The organism is Vibrio sp. 10N.261.52.C11 (genome assembly GCF_041471405.1).
Classification (GTDB): domain Bacteria; phylum Pseudomonadota; class Gammaproteobacteria; order Enterobacterales; family Vibrionaceae; genus Vibrio; species Vibrio crassostreae_C.
This window is the reverse complement of record NZ_JBFROI010000079.1, coordinates 1-20,856: the sequence shown is the minus strand read 5'-3', so window position 1 is coordinate 20,856 and position 20,856 is coordinate 1. Positions and strand designations below refer to the sequence as shown.

17 protein-coding genes and 6 tRNA genes are annotated in these 20,856 nt (G+C 45.3%); 22 read left to right on the top strand and 1 reads right to left on the bottom strand.

Annotated features, from left to right (window positions below):
- The first annotated feature begins 61 nt into the window (after positions 1 to 61).
- The 11 genes from mazG to rpoS all read left to right on the top strand — a co-directional run bounded on the left by mazG (position 62) and on the right by rpoS (position 10,444).
- Complete coding sequence (gene mazG, locus AB4323_RS22450) at positions 62 to 859, top strand: nucleoside triphosphate pyrophosphohydrolase (RefSeq protein WP_102333132.1); 798 nt, start codon at positions 62 to 64, stop codon at positions 857 to 859.
- Positions 860 to 1,009: 150 nt separating this feature from the next.
- Positions 1,010 to 2,650 carry a CTP synthase gene (locus AB4323_RS22445; RefSeq protein ID WP_017063214.1) on the top strand — a complete coding sequence of 547 codons (1,641 nt, stop codon included), beginning with the start codon at positions 1,010 to 1,012 and terminating at the stop codon, positions 2,648 to 2,650.
- An 81-nt stretch (positions 2,651 to 2,731) separates the two neighbouring features.
- The gene (gene eno / locus AB4323_RS22440; RefSeq protein WP_017063215.1) at positions 2,732 to 4,030 is read left to right on the top strand and encodes a phosphopyruvate hydratase; all 1,299 of its coding nucleotides are present in this window, start codon (positions 2,732 to 2,734) and stop codon (positions 4,028 to 4,030) included.
- A 400-nt stretch (positions 4,031 to 4,430) separates the two neighbouring features.
- On the top strand, positions 4,431 to 4,712 hold the full coding sequence (gene ftsB / locus AB4323_RS22435; RefSeq protein WP_010435786.1) for a cell division protein FtsB: 282 nt from the start codon (positions 4,431 to 4,433) through the stop codon (positions 4,710 to 4,712).
- Positions 4,712 to 5,413, top strand: a complete 702-nt coding sequence (gene ispD, locus AB4323_RS22430; RefSeq protein ID WP_372153402.1) for a 2-C-methyl-D-erythritol 4-phosphate cytidylyltransferase — start codon at positions 4,712 to 4,714, stop codon at positions 5,411 to 5,413. Before ftsB ends, ispD begins: the two co-directional genes overlap by 1 nt.
- A 2-nt stretch (positions 5,414 to 5,415) precedes the next feature.
- The gene (gene ispF, locus AB4323_RS22425) at positions 5,416 to 5,895 is read left to right on the top strand and encodes a 2-C-methyl-D-erythritol 2,4-cyclodiphosphate synthase (RefSeq protein ID WP_017067356.1); all 480 of its coding nucleotides are present in this window, start codon (positions 5,416 to 5,418) and stop codon (positions 5,893 to 5,895) included.
- Between the two features lie 22 nt (positions 5,896 to 5,917).
- Complete coding sequence (gene truD, locus AB4323_RS22420) at positions 5,918 to 6,964, top strand: tRNA pseudouridine(13) synthase TruD (RefSeq protein ID WP_372153401.1); 1,047 nt, start codon at positions 5,918 to 5,920, stop codon at positions 6,962 to 6,964.
- 81 nt (positions 6,965 to 7,045) lie between these two features.
- Complete coding sequence (surE, locus tag AB4323_RS22415; protein ID WP_372098715.1) at positions 7,046 to 7,789, top strand: 5'/3'-nucleotidase SurE; 744 nt, start codon at positions 7,046 to 7,048, stop codon at positions 7,787 to 7,789.
- Positions 7,790 to 8,416, top strand: a complete 627-nt coding sequence (locus AB4323_RS22410; RefSeq protein ID WP_017633213.1) for a protein-L-isoaspartate(D-aspartate) O-methyltransferase — start codon at positions 7,790 to 7,792, stop codon at positions 8,414 to 8,416.
- Between the two features lie 34 nt (positions 8,417 to 8,450).
- Positions 8,451 to 9,365, top strand: coding sequence for a murein hydrolase activator NlpD (nlpD, locus tag AB4323_RS22405; protein ID WP_017059028.1), 915 nt, complete (start codon positions 8,451 to 8,453; stop codon positions 9,363 to 9,365).
- A 98-nt stretch (positions 9,366 to 9,463) separates the two neighbouring features.
- Positions 9,464 to 10,444: an RNA polymerase sigma factor RpoS gene (gene rpoS, locus AB4323_RS22400; RefSeq protein WP_017059027.1), complete on the top strand. Its 981-nt coding sequence runs from the start codon at positions 9,464 to 9,466 to the stop codon at positions 10,442 to 10,444.
- Positions 10,445 to 10,583: 139 nt separating this feature from the next.
- Here the strand turns inward: rpoS and mutS are convergent, their stop codons facing one another.
- The gene (mutS, locus tag AB4323_RS22395) at positions 10,584 to 13,145 is read right to left on the bottom strand and encodes a DNA mismatch repair protein MutS (protein WP_017059026.1); all 2,562 of its coding nucleotides are present in this window, start codon (positions 13,143 to 13,145) and stop codon (positions 10,584 to 10,586) included.
- 124 nt (positions 13,146 to 13,269) lie between these two features.
- Here mutS and pncC point away from each other — a divergent pair, with 124 nt between their 5' ends.
- The 11 genes from pncC (at position 13,270) to AB4323_RS22340 (ending at position 20,843) form a co-directional block, all read left to right on the top strand.
- Positions 13,270 to 13,764, top strand: a complete 495-nt coding sequence (gene pncC, locus AB4323_RS22390) for a nicotinamide-nucleotide amidase (protein ID WP_029235458.1) — start codon at positions 13,270 to 13,272, stop codon at positions 13,762 to 13,764.
- A 139-nt stretch (positions 13,765 to 13,903) separates the two neighbouring features.
- A complete protein-coding gene (gene recA / locus AB4323_RS22385) occupies positions 13,904 to 14,944 on the top strand; it encodes a recombinase RecA (protein ID WP_017056586.1) in 1,041 nt (346 codons plus the stop codon).
- Between the two features lie 332 nt (positions 14,945 to 15,276).
- Complete coding sequence (gene alaS / locus AB4323_RS22380; RefSeq protein WP_017059024.1) at positions 15,277 to 17,859, top strand: alanine--tRNA ligase; 2,583 nt, start codon at positions 15,277 to 15,279, stop codon at positions 17,857 to 17,859.
- 220 nt (positions 17,860 to 18,079) lie between these two features.
- Positions 18,080 to 19,261 (top strand): aspartate kinase, encoded by a 1,182-nt coding sequence (locus AB4323_RS22375; RefSeq protein ID WP_017063224.1) that lies wholly within the window; start codon positions 18,080 to 18,082, stop codon positions 19,259 to 19,261.
- Between the two features lie 92 nt (positions 19,262 to 19,353).
- Entirely contained in the window at positions 19,354 to 19,551 is a 198-nt protein-coding gene (gene csrA, locus AB4323_RS22370) for a carbon storage regulator CsrA (protein WP_004415691.1), read from the top strand.
- A gap of 474 nt (positions 19,552 to 20,025) precedes the next feature.
- A tRNA-Ser gene (locus AB4323_RS22365) sits at positions 20,026 to 20,118 on the top strand.
- 43 nt (positions 20,119 to 20,161) lie between these two features.
- Positions 20,162 to 20,238 (top strand) — tRNA-Arg (locus AB4323_RS22360).
- Positions 20,239 to 20,283: 45 nt separating this feature from the next.
- Positions 20,284 to 20,376: transfer RNA gene (locus AB4323_RS22355), tRNA-Ser, on the top strand.
- Between the two features lie 89 nt (positions 20,377 to 20,465).
- Positions 20,466 to 20,542: transfer RNA gene (locus AB4323_RS22350), tRNA-Arg, on the top strand.
- A gap of 67 nt (positions 20,543 to 20,609) precedes the next feature.
- A tRNA-Arg gene (locus AB4323_RS22345) sits at positions 20,610 to 20,686 on the top strand.
- 80 nt (positions 20,687 to 20,766) lie between these two features.
- A tRNA-Arg gene (locus AB4323_RS22340) sits at positions 20,767 to 20,843 on the top strand.
- The last annotated feature ends 13 nt before the right edge of the window (positions 20,844 to 20,856 follow it).

Genomic DNA, 20,856 nt, shown 5'->3' with positions numbered 1-20,856 from the left:
TTTTTTAGTTTTAAGAAAAGAATTAGATTAAAACAATCAAACAGAATAATAGGAAAGCACCATGAGCCACCCGATTGAACAACTAGAACAAATTATGACTAAGCTGCGCGATCCAGAAGGTGGCTGTCCTTGGGATTTAAAACAAAATTTTGAAACAATTGTCCCGCATACTATCGAAGAGACGTACGAAGTGGTGGATGCGATTCACAACAAAGATTGGCCGAACCTACAAGAAGAGTTGGGTGACTTGTTGTTTCAGGTGATCTTCTATAGCCAGTTAGCGAAAGAACAGGGGGTGTTTGAGTTCTCTGATGTGGTTGATGGCATTAACGAAAAGCTAACACGCCGCCATCCGCATGTGTTTTCTGATACCGAGTTTGCGAGCGATGAAGAAATTAATGCCAACTGGGAAGCTGAAAAAGCCAAAGAAAAAGCTCAGGCAGGCAAAACTCAAGAAAGTATTCTAGACTCAATACCAAACTCTCTACCTGCGCTTTCACGTGCTACAAAGATTCAAAAACAGGTAGCGAAATATGGCTTTGATTGGGACTCTATTGGCCCAGTGGCTAATAAGGTTTTAGAGGAAGTCGATGAGGTGCTGGAAGAGGCACTTCAAGTGACGCCAAATGAAGAATTGGTTGAAGAAGAGCTGGGGGATTTACTGTTCGCGACCGTTAACTTGGTACGACATTTAGGTAAAAACCCAGAATCGGCACTCAATAAAGCCAATCTCAAGTTTTCGCGTCGCTTTAAAGGGGTGGAACAAAAAGTTCGTCAGCAAGGTAAAAATTTGACCGATTTTTCACTACAACAGCTTGATTCCATGTGGGGTGAAGTCAAAGTGGCGGAGAAAAGATAACCAAAGCTTTTATCATGAATTGATTTGAAGCAAAAAATAAAAAATAGCAGTGTGATAGATTTCACGTTGTGGCGATAAGGGGCTTCTGGTATATTTTCATCCCGTCCAGAAGTAGTCCATTTCCCTCATTCAACCAATTTCAGGTTAAACATGACGACAAATTACATTTTTGTTACTGGCGGGGTTGTATCCTCTCTAGGTAAAGGTATTGCTGCAGCATCTCTTGCGGCTATTTTAGAAGCTCGTGGTCTTAAAGTGACTATGATGAAGCTTGACCCTTACATCAACGTTGATCCAGGCACTATGAGCCCGACTCAGCACGGTGAAGTGTTCGTTACGGAAGATGGCGCTGAAACAGACCTTGACCTTGGTCACTATGAGCGATTCATTCGCACCAAGATGACTAAGCGTAACAACTTCACTGCAGGTCGTGTTTACTCAGACGTACTAGCAAAAGAGCGTCGCGGTGATTACCTAGGTGCAACAATTCAGGTTATCCCACACATCACTAACTCTATCAAAGAGCGTGTTATTTCTGGCGCAGCTGGCCACGATATCGCGATCGTTGAAGTTGGTGGTACGGTTGGTGATATCGAATCTCTACCATTCATGGAAGCGATTCGTCAGCTAGCAGTAGAACTAGGCCGTGAACGCGCAATGTTCATGCACCTTACTCTAGTGCCATACCTAGCAGCTGCGGGCGAAGTGAAAACTAAGCCAACGCAACACTCTGTAAAAGAGCTACTGTCTATTGGTATTCAGCCAGACATCCTAGTTTGTCGTTCAGACCGCAACATTCCTTCGAACGAGCGTAAGAAAATTGCTCTGTTCTGTAATGTGCAAGAAAATGCAGTTATTTCTATGCGCGATGTTGACTCTATCTACAAGATCCCTCAGCTTATTAAAGCTCAAGGTACTGATGAACTTGTATGTAAGCGTTTCGGCATCACAGCTCCAGAAGCAGACCTGTCTGAATGGGAACAAGTAATTTACGAAGAAGCTAACCCAACGGGTGAAGTGACGATTGGTATGGTTGGTAAGTACATTGAACTACCAGACGCATACAAATCAGTAAATGAAGCGCTAAAACACGCGGGCTTGAAAAATCGCCTAAGCGTTAATATTAAATACGTAGATTCACAAGACGTTGAGTCTCGTGGCGTAGAAGTTTTAGAAGGCCTAGATGCAATCCTAGTTCCTGGTGGCTTTGGTGACCGTGGTGTTGAAGGTAAGATTCTTGCTGCTCAATACGCTCGTGAAAACAAAGTACCGTACTTAGGTATCTGTCTAGGTATGCAAGTAGCACTTATCGAGTACGCTCGTAACGTTGCGAAAATGGAAGGGGCACACTCTTCTGAATTCTGTACTGAAACTAAGTACCCAGTTGTTGGTCTTATCACTGAGTGGACTGATGGCGAAGGTAAAGTTGAAGAGCGTACAGAAACATCTGACCTTGGCGGCACAATGCGTCTTGGTTCACAGCTTTGTCACCTAGCGAAAGGGACGAAAGCTTACGAATTATACGGTAGCGCGACGATCCATGAACGTCACCGTCACCGTTACGAAGTGAACAACAATCTTCGTCCACAAATCGAAAAAGCGGGCCTAAAAGTATCGGGTCTATCTGCGGACAAGAAACTGGTTGAAGTTATTGAGAACCCGAACCACCCATGGTTCGTTGCTGCTCAATTCCACCCAGAGTTCACTTCAACACCTCGCGATGGTCACCCATTGTTTGCAGGTTTCGTTAAAGCGGCTGGTGAGTTCCAGCGCGGCGAGTTAGAGAAGTAAAAAGGAATACAGGTAGCTGCGTAAGTTGTGCTGCTACCTTTAAATTTGACATTTATATATTCAACGAGAAGGAAACATTCAATGTCTAAGATCGTTAAAGTTCTAGGTCGTGAAATCATCGATTCACGTGGTAACCCAACTGTAGAAGCTGAAGTACACCTAGAAGGCGGTTTCGTAGGTATGGCTGCTGCTCCATCTGGCGCATCTACTGGTTCTCGCGAAGCTCTTGAGCTACGTGACGGCGACAAATCACGTTTCCTAGGTAAAGGTGTTCTTAAAGCTATTGAAGCTGTAAACGGCCCAATCGCTGAAGCTCTAGTTGGTACTGACGCTAAAGCACAAGCTGACGTTGACCAAATCATGCTTGACCTAGACGGTACTGATAACAAGTCTAAGTTCGGCGCGAACGCTATCCTAGCTGTATCTCTAGCTAACGCAAAAGCTGCTGCTGCTGCGAAAGGCATGCCTCTATACGAGCACATCGCTGAGCTAAACGGTACTGCTGGTCAGTTCTCTATGCCTCTACCAATGATGAACATCATCAACGGTGGTGAGCACGCAGATAACAACGTTGACATCCAAGAGTTCATGATCCAACCAGTTGGCGCTAAAACTCTTAAAGAAGGTCTACGTATCGGCGCTGAAGTATTCCACAACCTAGCTAAAGTTCTTAAGTCTAAAGGCTACAGCACTGCAGTTGGTGATGAAGGTGGTTTCGCTCCTAACCTTAAGTCTAACGCTGAAGCTCTAGAAGTTATCGCAGAAGCTGTTGCAGCTGCTGGTTACGAACTAGGTAAAGACGTTACTCTTGCTATGGACTGTGCAGCATCTGAGTTCTTCGACAAAGAAGCTGGTATCTACAACATGAAGGGCGAAGGTAAAACTTTCACTTCTGAAGAGTTCAACCACTACCTAGCTGAGCTAGCGAACAACTTCCCAATCGTTTCTATTGAAGACGGTCTTGACGAGTCAGATTGGGATGGCTTCAAGCACCAAACTGAACTTCTAGGCAACAAACTTCAAATCGTTGGTGACGATCTGTTCGTTACAAACACTAAGATTCTTGCTGAAGGTATCGAGAAAGGCGTAGCTAACTCTATCCTTATCAAGTTCAACCAAATCGGTTCTCTAACAGAGACTCTAGCTGCTATCAAGATGGCTAAAGACGCTGGCTACACTGCAGTAATCTCTCACCGTTCTGGCGAAACTGAAGATGCAACTATCGCTGATCTAGCGGTAGGTACAGCTGCAGGTCAAATCAAAACTGGTTCTATGAGCCGTTCTGACCGTGTTGCTAAGTACAACCAACTTATCCGTATCGAAGAAGCTCTAGGTTCTAAAGCTCCTTACAACGGTCTTAAAGAAGTTAAAGGTCAATAATTCGTCCTATTTGGCACTGTAGCTGCGTTAACTGCAGAAGATTCACTAAGTCACATAGGAAACTATGCTCCATAGCTGAATCTTCTTTGTTGCCTTGCTACAGCACCAACTAGTTAGAATTATGCACTAATACTTTTGAATGCCTCGCTTATGCGGGGCATTTTTTGTCTGTAGAAAACTGAATGAAAGAAGCTCTAGGCTCTAAAGCTCCTCCTTGTCACATATAAAGTTCGTCATTCCCTAGACTGACGAAGGAAGGAGTAGGGAATCTCATTGTTTTCCTGACAATGACTCCCCGACTTATTGATTCCCTGACACCACATATCTCGCACCAATAAGCTCATTATGGTATATATGTGCCTTATTCTAGTTCCTTCTTTTTCAACCGGCGAAAGGTGTTATGCGAATTTTTGCTTTAGTACTGCTCATAGTGTTTGGCTGGCTACAACACACACTGTGGCTCGGTAAAAATGGTATCTCTGATTACTACGGTGTGAACAACGAAATCCAAGTTCAACAGCAAGTAAATGAAAAGCTGCATATTCGAAATGCAGAAATGTTTGCTGAAATTGACGATCTACGCCAAGGCTTAGACGCGATAGAAGAACGCGCACGTCATGAACTTGGAATGGTCAAAGAAGGTGAAACGTTTTATCGCATCATTGGTGAGGAATCCCATTAATGTCGACTCAACTTCAAAGCGTGATTGCCGTTGTACCTGCGGCGGGCGTCGGTAGCCGAATGAAGGCAGACCGCCCTAAGCAATATCTCAAGATTCACGGCAAAACAATTTTAGAGCACACCATTGAGAAATTACTGTCTCACCCACAAGTCGCTCAAATTGTCGTTGCGATCAGCGATGATGACCCATACTACCCAGATCTAGCACTCAACCTGAACCCGCAAGTGATCAGAGTGTCAGGCGGAAGCGAGCGAGCGGACTCTGTACTCTCTGCGCTAAACTATATCGCTGAGCAGCAGCTTAGTGATTGGGTAATGGTTCACGATGCGGCAAGGCCGTGTGTTCAGCTAAGTGATATCGACAAGCTAATTTCCGGCGCGATGAGCCATGATGTGGGCGCTATTTTAGCGGCTCCAGTTCGTGACACGATGAAGCGCGGTGCCCAAGGGCAGATCGAGCATACCGTTGAGCGTGCCGATTTATGGCATGCACTTACGCCGCAAATGTTCAGAGCAAAGCCTCTGTGGAAGGCATTAAGTGAGGCGTTGCAACAAGGCGCTTCAATTACTGATGAAGCCTCAGCCTTTGAATGGAAAGGTTTATCGCCCGCTTTAGTGGCGGGGCGTTCAGATAATTTTAAGATTACTCAGCCTGAAGATTTAGCGCTTGCTGGGTTCTATTTAAGTCAGAATAAGGAATAATGATGATTCGTATTGGCCATGGCTTTGATGTACATAAGTTTGGTGGTGAAGGCCCGGTAATTATTGGTGGCGTGAGCGTCCCTTATGAACAAGGTCTTATTGCACACTCAGACGGTGATGTTGCCCTACATGCGTTATGTGACGCTCTATTGGGTGCGATTGCTGCGGGTGATATTGGTCGTCATTTCCCTGATACCGATGACGAATGGAAAGGTGCGGATAGCCGTGAGCTACTGAAAGATGTTTATCGTCGAGTAAAAGAGCAAGGCTACGTGATTGGTAATGCCGATATTACTATCATGGCGCAAGCACCAAAAATGGCGCCTCATATAGACTCTATGTGCCAAGCTATTGCACAAGACTTAGAAACCAGCATCAGTAATGTGAATGTAAAAGCGACGACCACAGAGCGTTTAGGTTTTACAGGTCGCAAAGAGGGCATCGCATGTGAAGCGGTGGTCCTAATTACCAAAAGTGCGTAAGCACCAACACGAAAAGAACAGCATGTCAGATATTTTATCTTCATTGGCTTATCTAAACGGTAAACCAACTGCGAAAGCAAAACTAAAAGCAAAAGCCGAACACTTTGTCGTTAATGAAGACTTGGGTTTTGAATTTACCGGCGAAGGCGAGCATCTCATGGTTCGCATCCGTAAAACGGGTGAGAACACGAGCTTCGTGGCCAATGAGCTGGCTAAAGCTTGCGGTGTTAAGTCGAAAGACGTGAGCTGGGCGGGTTTGAAAGACCGCCACGCTGTGACAGAGCAGTGGTTGAGTGTACACCTACCAAAAGGTGAGCCTGACTTTTCAGGGTTCTTAGCACAGTACCCAAGCATTGAGATCTTGGCGACAGCAAGACACAACAAAAAGTTACGTCCGGGTGATTTAGTTGGCAACCAATTCGAGCTGACTTTGTCTGAAGTAACAGACTGTGATGATGTCGTAAAACGTTTGGAAAAAGTCGCTCAAGTCGGTGTGCCAAATTACTTCGGTGCTCAGCGTTTTGGTAATGAAGGTAACAACTTATCTGAAGCTCGTCGTTGGGGCCGTGATAACGTTCGTACTCGTAACCAGAATAAGCGCAGCTTGTACCTTTCTGCGGCTCGCTCGTGGATTTACAACCTGATCCTGTCGGACCGTATTGAGCAAGATGCGTTTGCATCGGCATTGGTTGGCGATATTGTCATGAAAGACGGCGCTCAACTAGCGGTAACTGCGGACAATATCGAAGCAGTAAACCAAGACATCGCGAATGGCGCTGCATGGGTTACTGTTGCTTTGGCTGGCGATAATACTTTGCCAACGACTGATGAGTCTCAAGCGTTAGAGCAAAAACATCTTGATTCTGAACCTGACCTAATGGCGCTGATTCGCGGTAACCGCATGCGCCATGACCGTCGTGAAGCATCGTTAAAACCAACCGATTTAACTTGGGAAGTGAACAAAGATAATGTCACGCTTAAGTTCTCTCTAGACGCAGGTTGTTTCGCAACCGCTATCGTTCGAGAGTTGGTTGAAGAAGTACACGTAGAGAGAACCTACGAGCAATAACGATTCTGCTTGGAGCTGAGTCACTTGATATTGGAATTTAAGTGACTTGGCTTAGCATGGGAACAAAAGAAAGGATACAAGATGAAGATTTTACTCAGCAATGATGATGGTGTGCACGCTCAAGGTATTCATGAGCTGGCAAATGAGCTACGTGATCTTGCTGACGTTATCATTGTTGCCCCTGACCGTAATCGCTCGGGTGCGTCAAATTCATTAACTTTAGAACAGCCTCTGCGTGTTCAAGAGATTACTGAAAATACCTATTCGGTACAAGGAACACCGACCGACTGTGTGCATTTTGCGTTAAACGAACTGCTAAAGAATGACATGCCTGATCTGGTATTAACGGGCATTAATCACGGTGCTAACCTGGGTGATGACGTGCTTTATTCCGGCACGGTGGCTGCAGCAATGGAAGGGCATTTTCTAGGCGTTCAATCGGTAGCGTTTTCTCTGGTGGGAAAAAAACATTTTAAGACAGCGGCAGCGATTGCTCGTCGTATTGTCGAACAACATTTAGCAAACCCAATCCCGACCAACCGCTTGTTGAACGTAAACGTTCCTGATTTAGCCTTAGAACAATTGTCTGGTACTCAGGTTACGCGCCTCGGTGCTCGTCACCATGCCGAAGATATGATTAAGCAAAAAGACCCTCGTGGTCATGATATCTATTGGCTTGGTCCTCCGGGTAAAGAGCAAGATGCTGGCGAAGGTACCGATTTTTACGCAATCGAACATGGCTTTGTATCGGTAACACCGTTACAAGTTGATCTGACGGCGCACGAGTCGTTAGGTGCGATGACAACATGGTTAGGGGAGAAGTAAGTGAGCAATCCACAAGCCGAGCGCTTAGTTACTTTTCTGATTGAAAATGGTATCCGAGACCAAAAGGTTCTTGATGCGATTTACCAACTGCCGAGAGAGAGCTTTTTATCACAGGCGATGTACCATCAAGCTTATGATAATAATGCGCTGCCGATCGGACAGGGGCAAACCATCTCGCAACCATATATTGTTGCTAAAATGACAGAGTTACTTGAGTTACAACAAGATAGCCGCGTTTTGGAGATTGGAACGGGTTCTGGTTACCAAACCGCAGTATTGGCTCAGCTTGTTGATCATGTCTATTCGGTTGAAAGAATAAAGTCGCTACAATGGGATGCTAAGCGTAGGTTGAAGCAACTCGATTTCTACAATATTTCAACTAAGCATGGTGATGGTTGGCAAGGGTGGTCTTCAAAGGCGCCTTTTGATGCGATTATTGTTACCGCTGCTGCAGAGTCGATTCCTCAAGCGCTTCTGCAACAGCTGAAAGATGGCGGTCGTTTACTGATTCCAGTCGGTGATGACGAACAGCAACTATTGAAGATCGTTCGACACGGCGATGAGTTTTTATCGAGTGTTATCGAGATGGTGAGATTTGTACCTCTTGTTCCTGGTGAGCTAGCTTAATAAAAGACTAATGGTGTAGGTGGATAGAGAGTCGATGCGTTCGAAGTTGTTAAAAGGAAGTACTTTACTGCTTAGCTGTGCCCTTGTTGGGTGTGCAGCGAATTCGCCTGCGCCCGTTTCAAACCTAAACAAGAATTACTCATCGATTGATCGTGGTAGTTATCGTGGCAGTTACTATGAAGTTAAAAAAGGCGACACCCTTTACTTCATTGCTTATGTCACCAATAAAGACGTTAAAGACCTCATCGGTTATAACAAGTTGTCTGCTCCTTACACTATCCACCCAGGGCAGAAGCTTAAGTTATGGCGTCCTAGCTACAACGCGCCAGCGTATGGTAAGTCAACGGTAGCGGCAGCAGCAGTTGCTGCGCCTGTCGCCGCATCCACAACGTCATCTGCGGCAAGTAAACCGAAAACCACACCACAAAAGAGCAAAAACTCTAAACCGGCTCCAGCTCAAACTACCACCAAAGTGGTGAAAAAAGATCCACCAAAGAAGGTTGAACAATCCAAATCAAAGGAGTATGTTGGTTCTAAAGGTAAACAGAATGTTACACCGCCCACCAAACCAACAAGTGATAAAGTATCCAAATGGTTATGGCCAACTAAAGGGAGAGTAATCAAGAGTTTCTCTGTAGGCGAACAAGGAAATAAAGGCATAGACATAGCAGGACAGCGAGGTCAGCCAATAGTATCTACTGCAGGGGGAACGGTTGTTTATTCGGGTAATGCACTACGAGGCTACGGCAATCTAGTGATTGTGAAGCACAATGATAATTACTTAAGTGCATACGCGCACAACGACCGACTATTAGTATCTGAAGGGCAAAGTGTGAAACCAGGGCAGAAGATTGCAACAATGGGAAGCTCTGGAGCCAGCAGTGTTAGGCTGCACTTTGAGATTCGTTACCAAGGTAAGTCCGTTAATCCAAAACGATATTTACCTTAAATACAATATGCAAAAATTACGTATTGTATGGAGTGACATAGTCATTTAGCGACATATGAAGTTGTAATGTCATGCTAATTTCGCCAGGGGGAGGCGTTATGAGTATAAGCAATGCAGTAACCAAAGAAGAGTTCGATCTTGACCAAGCAACCACGGAACCGGAAGCTCTTGGAAAAGCAAAACGAACAGTCACTAAGAAAACCGAAGCGAAAGAAGAAGTTGAAGTTACGTCTAAAAGTTTAGATGCCACTCAACTCTACTTAGGCGAAATTGGTTTCTCACCACTACTAACCGCTGAAGAAGAAGTGCTATATGCACGTCGAGCTCTACGCGGTGATGAAGCAGCACGTAAACGCATGATCGAAAGTAACCTGCGTTTAGTGGTAAAAATTTCACGTCGTTATAGCAACCGCGGCCTTGCACTTCTCGATCTAATCGAAGAAGGCAACCTAGGTTTGATTCGCGCCGTAGAGAAGTTTGATCCAGAGCGTGGCTTCCGCTTCTCAACTTACGCGACATGGTGGATTCGTCAAACCATTGAACGTGCGTTAATGAATCAGACTCGCACTATCCGTTTGCCAATCCATGTTGTGAAAGAGCTGAACATCTACCTACGTACTGCAAGAGAGCTATCACAAAAGCTTGACCATGAACCAACGGCAGAAGAAATTGCTTCTAAGCTAGATAAGCCGGTTGGTGATGTGAGCAAGATGCTTCGTCTAAACGAAAGAGTGAGCTCTGTTGATACGCCAATTGGTGGTGACGGTGAGAAAGCGCTGTTGGATATTATTCCAGACATCAATAATTCAGATCCTGAGGTTTCAACTCAAGATAGCGATATCAAGAACTCGTTGATTTTCTGGCTTGATGAGCTGAATCCTAAGCAGAAAGAGGTGCTTGCGCGTCGCTTTGGACTACTGGGTTATGAACCGTCAACATTAGAAGAAGTGGGCCGCGAAATCAGCCTGACTCGTGAACGTGTTCGTCAAATCCAAGTTGAAGGTCTTCGCCGTCTACGTGAGATTCTTATCAAGCAAGGTCTGAATATGGAAAACCTGTTCAACGTAGAAAACGACTAATTGAACGGATGATGCTTCTCTAAATAGAAGACAAATAAAAACGCTGACTTTAAGTCAGCGTTTTTTGTTTGTGGCTTTGGTATTTCATGCCGTCTAATCAAAATAGCAGTACGGCCACAACAAGCTACTTGGTAAGAAACTAAAGCAGCTTCTTCAAGCGGTAAAGTTCTTCTAATGCTTGGCGAGGAGTTAGATCATCAGGATCAACATTCGCTAGCGCTTGCTCTACTTCACTCGGTTCTGGGATCAGGCTCAGTTGGTTTGCGATATCGACACCGCTTGGCTTCGATGTTGGCGACTCCATACTTAACGCTTCTAACTGAGTCAGCTTCGCACGAGCATTCTTGATCACTGCTTTCGGTACGCCAGCTAAACCTGCAACCGCTAGACCATAAGATTTACTTGCAGCACCTTCTTGAACTGCGTGCATAAAGGCAATGCTATCACCATGCTCAACCGCATCTAAGTGTACGTTTGCTAAAGTTGGAAGTTGGTTAGGTAGTTCAGTTAGCTCAAAGTAGTGCGTTGCAAACAGTGTCATCGCATTGATTTGATTGGCTAGCCACTCTGCACTTGCCCAAGCCAGAGACAGGCCATCGTAAGTACTGGTACCACGACCGATTTCATCCATTAGCACAAGGCTGTTTGGTGTTGCATTGTGCAGGATATTTGCGGTTTCTGTCATCTCAACCATGAAGGTTGAACGGCCAGAAGCCAAATCATCGGATGCGCCAATACGCGTAAAGATACGGTCGATAGAGCCGATGGTTGCGCTTTCTGCAGGAACATAACAACCGATATGAGCCATCAATGCGATGAGTGCCGTTTGGCGCATGTAGGTCGATTTACCACCCATGTTGGGACCCGTGATGATCAGCATCTTACGTTGATCATTCAGGTCGATAGGGTTAGCAATGAAAGGTTCGTCCATCACTTGTTCAACAACAGGGTGACGACCGGCCTGAATTTGTACGCCAGCAGACTCTGTCATGGTTGGACGACAGTAATCAAGGGTATCTGCACGCTCAGCCAAGTTCTGTAGAACATCAAGCTGAGATACTGAAGAGGCGATATTTTGTAGGCGCTCTAGATACGGCAGTAGTAAGTCAAACAACTCTTCCCACAGCTGTTTCTCGATAGCGAGTGCTTTCGACTTAGAGTTAAGTACTTTGTCTTCGTGCTCTTTCAGCTCAGGAATGATGTAACGCTCAGCATTTTTCAGCGTTTGACGACGAACATAGTGTGGCGGCACAAGATGGCTTTGCCCACGGCTTACTTGAATGAAGAAACCATGTACGTTGTTGTAGCCAACTTTTAGCGTGTCGATGCCATGACGTTCACGCTCTTCTTGCTCAAGCTTATCAAGAAATTCAGTTGCGCCTGCTGCAAGGTCGCGCCATTCGTCTAACTCGGCATTGTAGCCTTCTGCAATCACACCACCGTCACGGATAACCACCGGTGGGTTCTCTTTGATTGCACGTTCAAGCAGCTCAGAAACCTCATCCACAGGAGAAGCATATTGAGCAAGTTGAGTTAGGTATGGGTGCTTCAGTTGCGTCAGTGTTTCAGCAAGCTCTGGCAAATATTCCATTGCTTGGCGAAGACGCGCCATATCGCGAGGGCGAGCAGAGCGAAGTGCTAATCGAGCGAGAATACGTTCGATATCACCAATCTGTTTTAAGGTTGGCTGTAGTTCTGTGAATAGAGCCAAATCTTTCATTTCACCAATTGCATCTAAGCGCTGATCGAGTGCAGATATATTGCGCATTGGTTGATGTAACCAACGCTTAAGCATACGGCTACCCATTGCTGTCGCAGTGTGATCAAGTACTTCGGCAAGGGTGTTATCAGTACCACCCCCAAGATTTTGCGTGATCTCCAAATTACGACGAGTTGCAGCATCAAGGATCACCGAGTGATCTTGTTTATCCATCGTGAGTGAACGGATATGAGGGAGGGCAGTACGTTGGGTATCTTTCACGTATTGGATCAAACAACCAGCCGCACATAGACCCAGTTTCGCGCTTTCTACGCCAAAGCCAACCAGATCGCGAGTACCAAACTGCTTATTCAATTGCTGCTTAGCGGTGTCTAATTCAAATTCCCATACAGGGCGGCGGCGGTTGCCATTACGGCTTGCCATTAAATCGACGGGTTCGAAATCTTCAGGGAACAGCAGCTCACGCGGAGAGGTTCTTTGTAGCTCAGCGGCCATCGCTTCTTCTGTTTCTGGCTCGCAAAGTTGGAATCGGCCAGAGGTAATATCAAGTGTCGCATAACCGAATTTACCGTTGTGGTGATAAATGGCTGCAATTAGGTTATCAACGCGTTCAGAAAGCAAGGCTTCGTCGGTTACGGTACCCGGTGTCACGATACGCACTACTGCGCGCTCAACAGGGCCTTTTGAAAGTGCTGGATTACCAATCTGTTCACAAATTGCTACGGACTCACCAAGTTGCACTAACTTTGCAAGGTATCCTTCAACCGCATGGTATGGAACACCTGCCATCGGAATCGGTTCACCATTTGATGAGCCACGCTTAGTCAGTGAAATATCGAGGAGTTGAGAGGCTTTTTTAGCGTCATCGTAGAAAAGCTCGTAGAAATCGCCCATGCGGTAGAACAGCAGAATTTCTGGGTTTTCTGCTTTCAGTTTTAGATACTGCTGCATCATGGGAGTATGTTTTTGATCGGCTTTCACAGTTAACTTCTTTCGTTTATTTCTATTGCGGCTTAGGATACGTGAAAGCGTTTCGTGCGAAAAGCGGCTGATGCGAAAAGATGCGAATCCAAATGATATGACAGTAAATAAAGGGAAGCAGATGATGCAGATGACTCAAGACCTTAGTGAGCAGCTTGGACATTTACTCGCTAAACACAAACACGTGTTAGTGACGGCTGAATCTTGCACTGGCGGAGGTGTCGCGAGTGCAGTCACCGATATTGCGGGCAGCTCTGGATGGTTTGATCGCGCTTTTGTTACGTACAGCAATGAAGCCAAACAAGAGATGATCGGTGTACAGCTTAAAACCTTAATGGAGTTCGGCGCCGTGAGTGAGCCTGTCGTAATAGAAATGGCGAGCGGGGCATTGCAACATTCAAACGGGACGATCTCTGTATCAATCAGTGGCATCGCTGGCCCAGGTGGCGCGACCGAAGATAAGCCTGTTGGTACAGTATGCTTCGCGTGGAAAGCGCTAAATGGCTGGGATAAAGTAGAAACGCATGTATTTACAGGCGACAGATCACAAGTACGCCAACAAGCCACGCACCATGCCCTGCAAGTTATTTATGATTACCTATCAATGGAAGGTAAGTAACATTTGTACAAATTATTTTCATACAGGTATAGACACTGTATGAATCAACAGTATAATAAAAGCCAATTAGTCACCCCTATGTGGGTTAGAAATAGATTCTAGATCGCTTGTTGAGACAACCGATTATGTGGAGATAGAAATGGACGAGAATAAACAAAAAGCGTTAGCCGCAGCCCTTGGTCAGATTGAAAAGCAATTTGGTAAAGGTTCTATCATGCGTCTTGGTGATAACCGCACAATGGACGTAGAAACTATTTCTACAGGTTCTCTATCTCTAGATATCGCACTAGGTGCTGGTGGCCTACCGATGGGACGTATCGTAGAAGTTTACGGTCCAGAATCATCAGGTAAAACAACGCTAACGCTTGAGCTTATTGCTGCAGCACAGAAAGTGGGAAAGACGTGTGCATTCGTTGATGCGGAGCACGCACTTGACCCTATCTACGCTCAAAAGCTTGGTGTTGATATCGATGCACTTCTTGTTTCTCAACCAGATACTGGTGAGCAAGCGCTGGAAATCTGTGATGCACTGGCTCGTTCAGGTGCAATCGACGTTCTTGTTATTGACTCAGTAGCAGCCCTAACACCAAAAGCAGAAATCGAAGGCGAAATGGGCGACAGCCACATGGGTCTTCAGGCTCGTATGCTTTCTCAAGCAATGCGTAAGCTGACGGGTAACCTTAAGCAGTCTAACTGTATGGCTATCTTCATTAACCAAATTCGTATGAAAATTGGTGTGATGTTCGGTAACCCAGAAACAACAACAGGTGGTAACGCACTTAAGTTCTACGCATCTGTTCGTCTTGATATTCGCCGTACTGGTGCGATTAAAGATGGTGATGAAGTTGTTGGTAACGAAACTCGTATCAAGGTCGTTAAGAACAAGATTGCTGCACCATTCAAACAAGCTGAGACTCAAATCCTTTACGGTAAAGGCTTCAACCGCGAAGGTGAGCTTATCGACTTAGGTGTTAAGAATAAGCTAGTAGAAAAAGCAGGCGCTTGGTACAGCTACAAAGGCGATAAGATCGGCCAAGGTAAAGCTAACGCTGGTAAATACCTGCGTGAAAACCCAGAAGTTGCTCTAGAGATCGATACTAAACTTCGTGAGTTACTACTGACTCCTGCTGTTCTTGAAGAGAAAGACGTAGAGAAAGAAGAAGAAAACGAAGAGCTATAAGCTCACGTTTTATAGAGTGGATGTTTGAAAGAAGCATCCGCTTTGAAAGAATTTAAAGCCTCGCATATTTTATGCGGGGCTTTTTTATTGGATCTGCTCCGTCGAGCATGTCTTTGGTCAAATCTCTCTCGTTGACTGAGTTTCTTCGGTACTAGGTCGTCAATTTAGTTCTGCTTTTCCACGGCAAGATATAGTGGAATATTCTTCATTTTATCGAATTCCCACTAAAATCCTGCCCAAGGGTGTCTTTTCTACAAGAAAACTAGTCGAAGCCTTAACCATGATCTACAATACGGCAAAATTCTAACTCGACTATTTTCAGGAAGAGCTGCATGTACATGAGCACTGATGAGGTTCGCAACGCGTTCCTTAAGTTCTTTGAGAGCAAAGAACACCAAATCGTAGACAGTTCATCGTTAGTTCCACATAACGATCCAACCCTGCTATTCACTAACGCAGGTATGAACCAATTCAAAGATTGCTTCTTAGGCGCCGAAAAGCGTGCCTACACTCGAGCAACTACGGCTCAGCGTTGTGTACGTGCGGGTGGTAAACACAATGACCTTGAAAACGTAGGTTTCACGGCTCGTCACCACACGTTCTTCGAAATGCTAGGTAACTTCAGCTTTGGCGACTACTTCAAAGAAGAAGCGATTGGATTTGCTTGGGAATTCCTGACTGAAACTCTTCAACTGCCAAAAGATCGTCTACTGGTAACGGTATACGAGACAGATGATGAAGCATTCGATATCTGGAACAAGAAAGTAGGTGTTCCTGCTGACCGTATCGTTCGCATTGGCGACAAAGAAGGCGGTAAACAGTTCGAGTCTGATAACTTCTGGACGATGGGTGACACAGGTCCTTGTGGTCCATGTACTGAAATCTTCTACGATCACGGTGAGCACATCTGGGGCGGCCGTCCTGGTACACCTGAAGAAGATGGTGACCGTTTCATCGAGATCTGGAACAACGTATTCATGCAGTTCAACCGTCACGCTGACGGCACAATGGAACCGCTACCTAAGCCTGCTGTAGATACAGGTATGGGTATTGAGCGTATTTCTGCAATCATGCAGGGCGTTCACTCTAACTACGAAATTGATGTATTCCAAAAGCTAATCAAAGCGACTGCGGAAGTTGTTGGTCATGACGATCTATCTAACCAATCGCTACGCGTTATTGCTGACCACATCCGTTCTTGTTCATTCCTAATTGCTGACGGTGTTATGCCTTCAAACGAAGGTCGTGGCTACGTTCTACGTCGTATCATCCGTCGTGCAGTTCGTCACGGTAACAAGCTTGGCGCACAAGGCGTGTTCTTCCACAAACTTGTGGGCGTACTGGCTGAAGTGATGGGCTCTGCGGCAGATGAACTTAAGAAACAGCAAGAGCTGGTTGAAAAAGTACTTCGCATTGAGGAAGAGAACTTTGGTCGTACGCTAGAGCGCGGCATGGTTATTCTTAATGACGCACTAGATGCACTTGAAGGCAAAGAGCTTGACGGCGAAACAGTTTTCAAACTTTACGATACATACGGCTTCCCAGCTGACCTTACTAACGATGTAGCTCGCGAACGCGATTTTACTATCGATGAAGAAGGCTTTGAGAAGGCGATGGAAGCACAGCGTAAGCGTGCACGTGAAGCTGGCCAATTCGGCACGGATTACAACGCGACAATCAAAGTAGACACCAATACTGAGTTCTGTGGTTACACAGCAACTGAAGGTGCTGGTGAAATCTCTGCGCTATTCGTTGACGGCGAAGAAGTATCTTCACTATCGGCTGGCGACAAAGCAATCATCATCCTTGAAGAGACACCATTCTACGCTGAGTCAGGCGGTCAATGTGGTGATGCTGGTACACTAAAAACAGCGTCGGGTCTTTTCAAAGTACAAGACACTCAGAAGCTAGGTAACGCATTTGCGCACCACGGTGAGCTAGTTGAAGGTGTATTTGCTAAGGGCGATAAAGTAGAAGCAACGGTTGACGCTGAGCGTCGAGCTGCTATCTCACTAAACCACTCTGCCACTCACTTACTTCACTCTGCATTGCGCGAAGTGCTAGGTGAGCACGTTGCTCAGAAAGGTTCTTTAGTTAAGCCAGATAACCTACGTTTTGACTTCTCTAACCTTGAAGCGGTAACACCAGCACAGATTAAAGAAGTAGAGCGTCTAGTTAACGCACAAGTTCGTAAGAACCATGTGATTGAAACGAACATCATGGACATCGAGTCAGCGAAAGAAAAAGGTGCAATGGCACTGTTTGGCGAGAAGTACGATGATGAAGTTCGCGTTCTATCTATGGGCGATTTCTCTACTGAACTTTGTGGTGGTATCCACGCAAGCAACACGGGTGATATCGGTCTATTCAAGATCACTTCTGAAGGTGGTATTGCTGCGGGTATTCGTCGTATTGAAGCGGTAACAGGTGAAGCTGCTCTAGATGCTGTAGAAGCTCAGGCTAACGCTTACGAAGAGAAACTTGCTGAATCAGCTAAGAAAGCGAAATCGCTAGAGAAAGAAATCCAACTGCTTAAAGAAAAGATGGCTGCTGCAGAAAGCGCAAACATCATGGGCAAAGTAGAAGACATCTCTGGTACTAAAGTTTTGGTTGCTGCAATTGAAGGCGCAGACAACAAGAACCTACGTACTATGGTTGATAACGCTAAAAACCAAGTAGGTAGCGGCATCATCCTGATCGCGAACGTAGCAGACGGTAAAGTTGGCTTGATTGCTGGTGTAACCAAAGACCTAATCGGCAAAGTAAAAGCGGGTGATCTCGTCAAGATGGTTGCTGAGCAAGTTGGCGGTAAAGGCGGCGGTCGTCCAGATATGGCTCAAGCGGGCGGTACAGACGTTGCAGCACTGCCAGAAGCGCTTAAATCTGTGCGTACTTGGCTAGAAGAGCGTCTTTAAGCTTAAGTAATTGATACAAAGATGCCCAATCAGTTGATTGGGCATCTTTTATTTTGCCTATTGGAAGTGTGTTTAAACAAGGTTTGATTGAGATTAACCAAGAAGTCTAATGGTGGCGTTAGACTCCTTGGTTAATTTTTTATTGCTTCGCCCTGACGCGGAGTATGTGTTTTTTTGTCATATATAGACATTGGTCTTGGGAAGGTGAGGACGGGTGAAAATGCCTCTTATCGTGCAGAAATTTGGTGGAACGTCGGTGGGTTCAATTGAACGAATCCATCATGTAGCAGAAAAAATCATTGAAGCGAAAAATGAAGGGAACCAGATCGTGGTTGTCGTTTCTGCTATGTCTGGTGAAACAAATCGGTTAGTTAATTTAGCCACGCAAGTTGATAGCGTACCAAACGCTAGAGAACTGGATGTGTTGTTAACGGCTGGCGAGCAAGTTTCCATGGCCTTGTTAGCAATGACGTTACACAAGTTAGGTTATGAAGCGACATCGATGACTGGCTATCAAGCCAAGATACACACGGATTCTAATCATAATAATGCAGCGATTGAGCGTATTGATACTGCTCCGATTCAAGCTCTGCTAGATGACAACCAGATTGTTATTGTTGCAGGCTTTCAAGGATTCAATGCGAAAGGTGATATCACGACATTAGGCCGCGGTGGTTCAGATACTACAGCGGTCGCGCTTGCAGGTGCCTTGCAGGCGAAAGAATGCCAGATCTATACTGATGTAGATGGTGTTTACTCTTGTGACCCTAGAGTCGTAAAACAATCTCAGAAATTAGATACTTTAGACTTTCCTTCTATGGAAGAGATGGCTCGCCGAGGCGCTAAGGTATTGCACCTTCCTTGTGTTCAGTATGCATGGCAGCACAACGTGTCATTGCGAGTGCTTTCAAGCTTTGAACAAGGCGAGGGCACATTGATCGCGGGTAATCAGTGTTTGAATGATATTGCTGGCATCGCCATCCAAAGAGATATGGTGCGTATCGAGTGTTTGAATGAAGATTTACCGTCTTTCATTTCACATTGCCAACTGTTGGGGATCGAAGTCTGTAGTGTGATCGAGGAAACAGAACGGGCAGCACTCATTATTAAACAAGACATAAGTGCCAAATTAAAACTAGTTTTTGCTGAGAAAATCCGTAATAGTGAACAGGTTAGTTTGTTAACTGTGGTAGGAAGCCGAACACAAGAAATTGTGGTCAGTTCACATGGATTGTTGTCTGAAGGCGAAATTGATGTACAGCATCACTTATTGCAGCAGCAGTCTTTAACTTTGGTGATATCACCAACGCAAGTCGATATGGCTGCTAACATATTACACAATGCATACATCGTAGCGCGTGAAACACAGGGTTATCCTAAAAAAGAAGTGCATTTTGGTTAAATAAACTCAATCGATAGTTTACGAAAATATAACTTTTGTTGGATAATGCTCTCGTAGCTAGATAAATTTAGAGATTACTCAAGGAGCAAAGAATGCTAATTTTGACTCGCCGCGTTGGCGAAACACTGATGATTGGTGATGAAGTAACAGTTACTGTACTAGGCGTTAAAGGTAACCAAGTACGTATCGGTGTTAACGCACCTAAAGAAGTATCTGTTCACCGTGAAGAGATCTACATGCGCATTCAAGCTGAAAAAGGTAATGGTAACGTTGCATCTGGCAACTACTAATACTTTTGCGTAGAGAAGAGGCTAGCATTGTTGCTAGCCTTTTTTGATCTTGGGGAACCGAAACACTGATTGGGACATAGATGGGTTGGATAACGGATCGGTCTCAAAGTGGTGAAGTGAATGCTTTGTGATGCTGCGAGATACAGACAAGGTTGAACAGAACTGTTGCTCTGTATTTTGTTTGGCAAAACTCAAGATTTATTCGCTTCCCCTATGGCGAAAATACGCATCCCGTAGTATTGTGCCATCAGCGGTAGCACTTGCTGCTGGAGAAATTAGATAATTGTTTTCGGCTGTTTATTATTGCCAATCTTTCACCTTAATTTTTAAGGGAAAAAGCGCGATTTGAATCTTATAAGTTCAATTTGCAAGCGCTTTGATTAAATAGCAAACGGTTGAGTGTTTTTGTCCAATTTTTTTCAATAAAGTGTTTGACATATTTTCGGTAAAACGTAATATGTGCCTCCGCAAGACGGTGAGGTGGCCGAGAGGCCGAAGGCGCTCCCCTGCTAAGGGAGTATGTGGTTTGTAGCTGCATCGAGGGTTCGAATCCCTCCCTCACCGCCATTTCTTGCGAGTCTAAAATTAGCAATTTAGACAATGTAAATGTGCGTCCTTAGCTCAGCTGGATAGAGTACCTGGCTACGAACCAGGCGGTCGGAGGTTCGAATCCTCCAGGACGCGCCATTCTCTCTTCTCTTACTTGTAAGTGATATTGAGAATAATGAATTAGGTGAGGTGGCCGAGTGGCCGAAGGCGCTCCCCTGCTAAGGGAGTATGTGGTTTGTAGCTGCATCGAGGGTTCGAATCCCTCCCTCACCGCCATTCATTACAGGCCGATGGCCTTTTTTTTTCTTCGTAGCAAGAAGAATGTGATATATTTCACAACTTCATTCTTAATGAATGAACACCGTGCGTCCTTAGCTCAGCTGGATAGAGTACCTGGCTACGAACCAGGCGGTCGGAGGTTCGAATCCTCCAGGACGCGCCACTATTTAAGGGTTTATTTCTTTTAAGAATGAAAGTCCTTGTATTGACTAAGTTGATACTAAAACCGTGCGCTCTTAGCTCAGCTGGATAGAGTACCTGGCTACGAACCAGGCGGTCGGAGGTTCGAATCCTCCAGAGCGCGCCACTATTTAGGGTTTAGTTCTTATAAGAATGTGAATCCTGATATTGATAAATCGTTCGTCGAGAATTAATATCAAAAACCGTGCGTCCTTAGCTCAGCTGGATAGAGTACCTGGCTACGAACCAGGCGGTCGGAGGTTCGAATCCTCCAGGACGCGCCACTATTTAGGGCTT

What these genes read in the sequence shown, in the direction of transcription:
- mazG (WP_102333132.1), top strand. Translation starts at nt 62, where the DNA reads ATGAGCCACCCGATTGAACAACTAGAACAAATTATGACTAAGCTGCGC.
- AB4323_RS22445 (WP_017063214.1), top strand. Translation starts at nt 1,010, where the DNA reads ATGACGACAAATTACATTTTTGTTACTGGCGGGGTTGTATCCTCTCTA.
- eno (WP_017063215.1), top strand. Translation starts at nt 2,732, where the DNA reads ATGTCTAAGATCGTTAAAGTTCTAGGTCGTGAAATCATCGATTCACGT.
- ftsB (WP_010435786.1), top strand. Translation starts at nt 4,431, where the DNA reads ATGCGAATTTTTGCTTTAGTACTGCTCATAGTGTTTGGCTGGCTACAA.
- ispD (WP_372153402.1), top strand. Translation starts at nt 4,712, where the DNA reads ATGTCGACTCAACTTCAAAGCGTGATTGCCGTTGTACCTGCGGCGGGC.
- ispF (WP_017067356.1), top strand. Translation starts at nt 5,416, where the DNA reads ATGATTCGTATTGGCCATGGCTTTGATGTACATAAGTTTGGTGGTGAA.
- truD (WP_372153401.1), top strand. Translation starts at nt 5,918, where the DNA reads ATGTCAGATATTTTATCTTCATTGGCTTATCTAAACGGTAAACCAACT.
- surE (WP_372098715.1), top strand. Translation starts at nt 7,046, where the DNA reads ATGAAGATTTTACTCAGCAATGATGATGGTGTGCACGCTCAAGGTATT.
- nlpD (WP_017059028.1), top strand. Translation starts at nt 8,451, where the DNA reads ATGCGTTCGAAGTTGTTAAAAGGAAGTACTTTACTGCTTAGCTGTGCC.
- rpoS (WP_017059027.1), top strand. Translation starts at nt 9,464, where the DNA reads ATGAGTATAAGCAATGCAGTAACCAAAGAAGAGTTCGATCTTGACCAA.
- pncC (WP_029235458.1), top strand. Translation starts at nt 13,270, where the DNA reads ATGCAGATGACTCAAGACCTTAGTGAGCAGCTTGGACATTTACTCGCT.
- recA (WP_017056586.1), top strand. Translation starts at nt 13,904, where the DNA reads ATGGACGAGAATAAACAAAAAGCGTTAGCCGCAGCCCTTGGTCAGATT.
- alaS (WP_017059024.1), top strand. Translation starts at nt 15,277, where the DNA reads ATGTACATGAGCACTGATGAGGTTCGCAACGCGTTCCTTAAGTTCTTT.
- AB4323_RS22375 (WP_017063224.1), top strand. Translation starts at nt 18,080, where the DNA reads ATGCCTCTTATCGTGCAGAAATTTGGTGGAACGTCGGTGGGTTCAATT.
- csrA (WP_004415691.1), top strand. Translation starts at nt 19,354, where the DNA reads ATGCTAATTTTGACTCGCCGCGTTGGCGAAACACTGATGATTGGTGAT.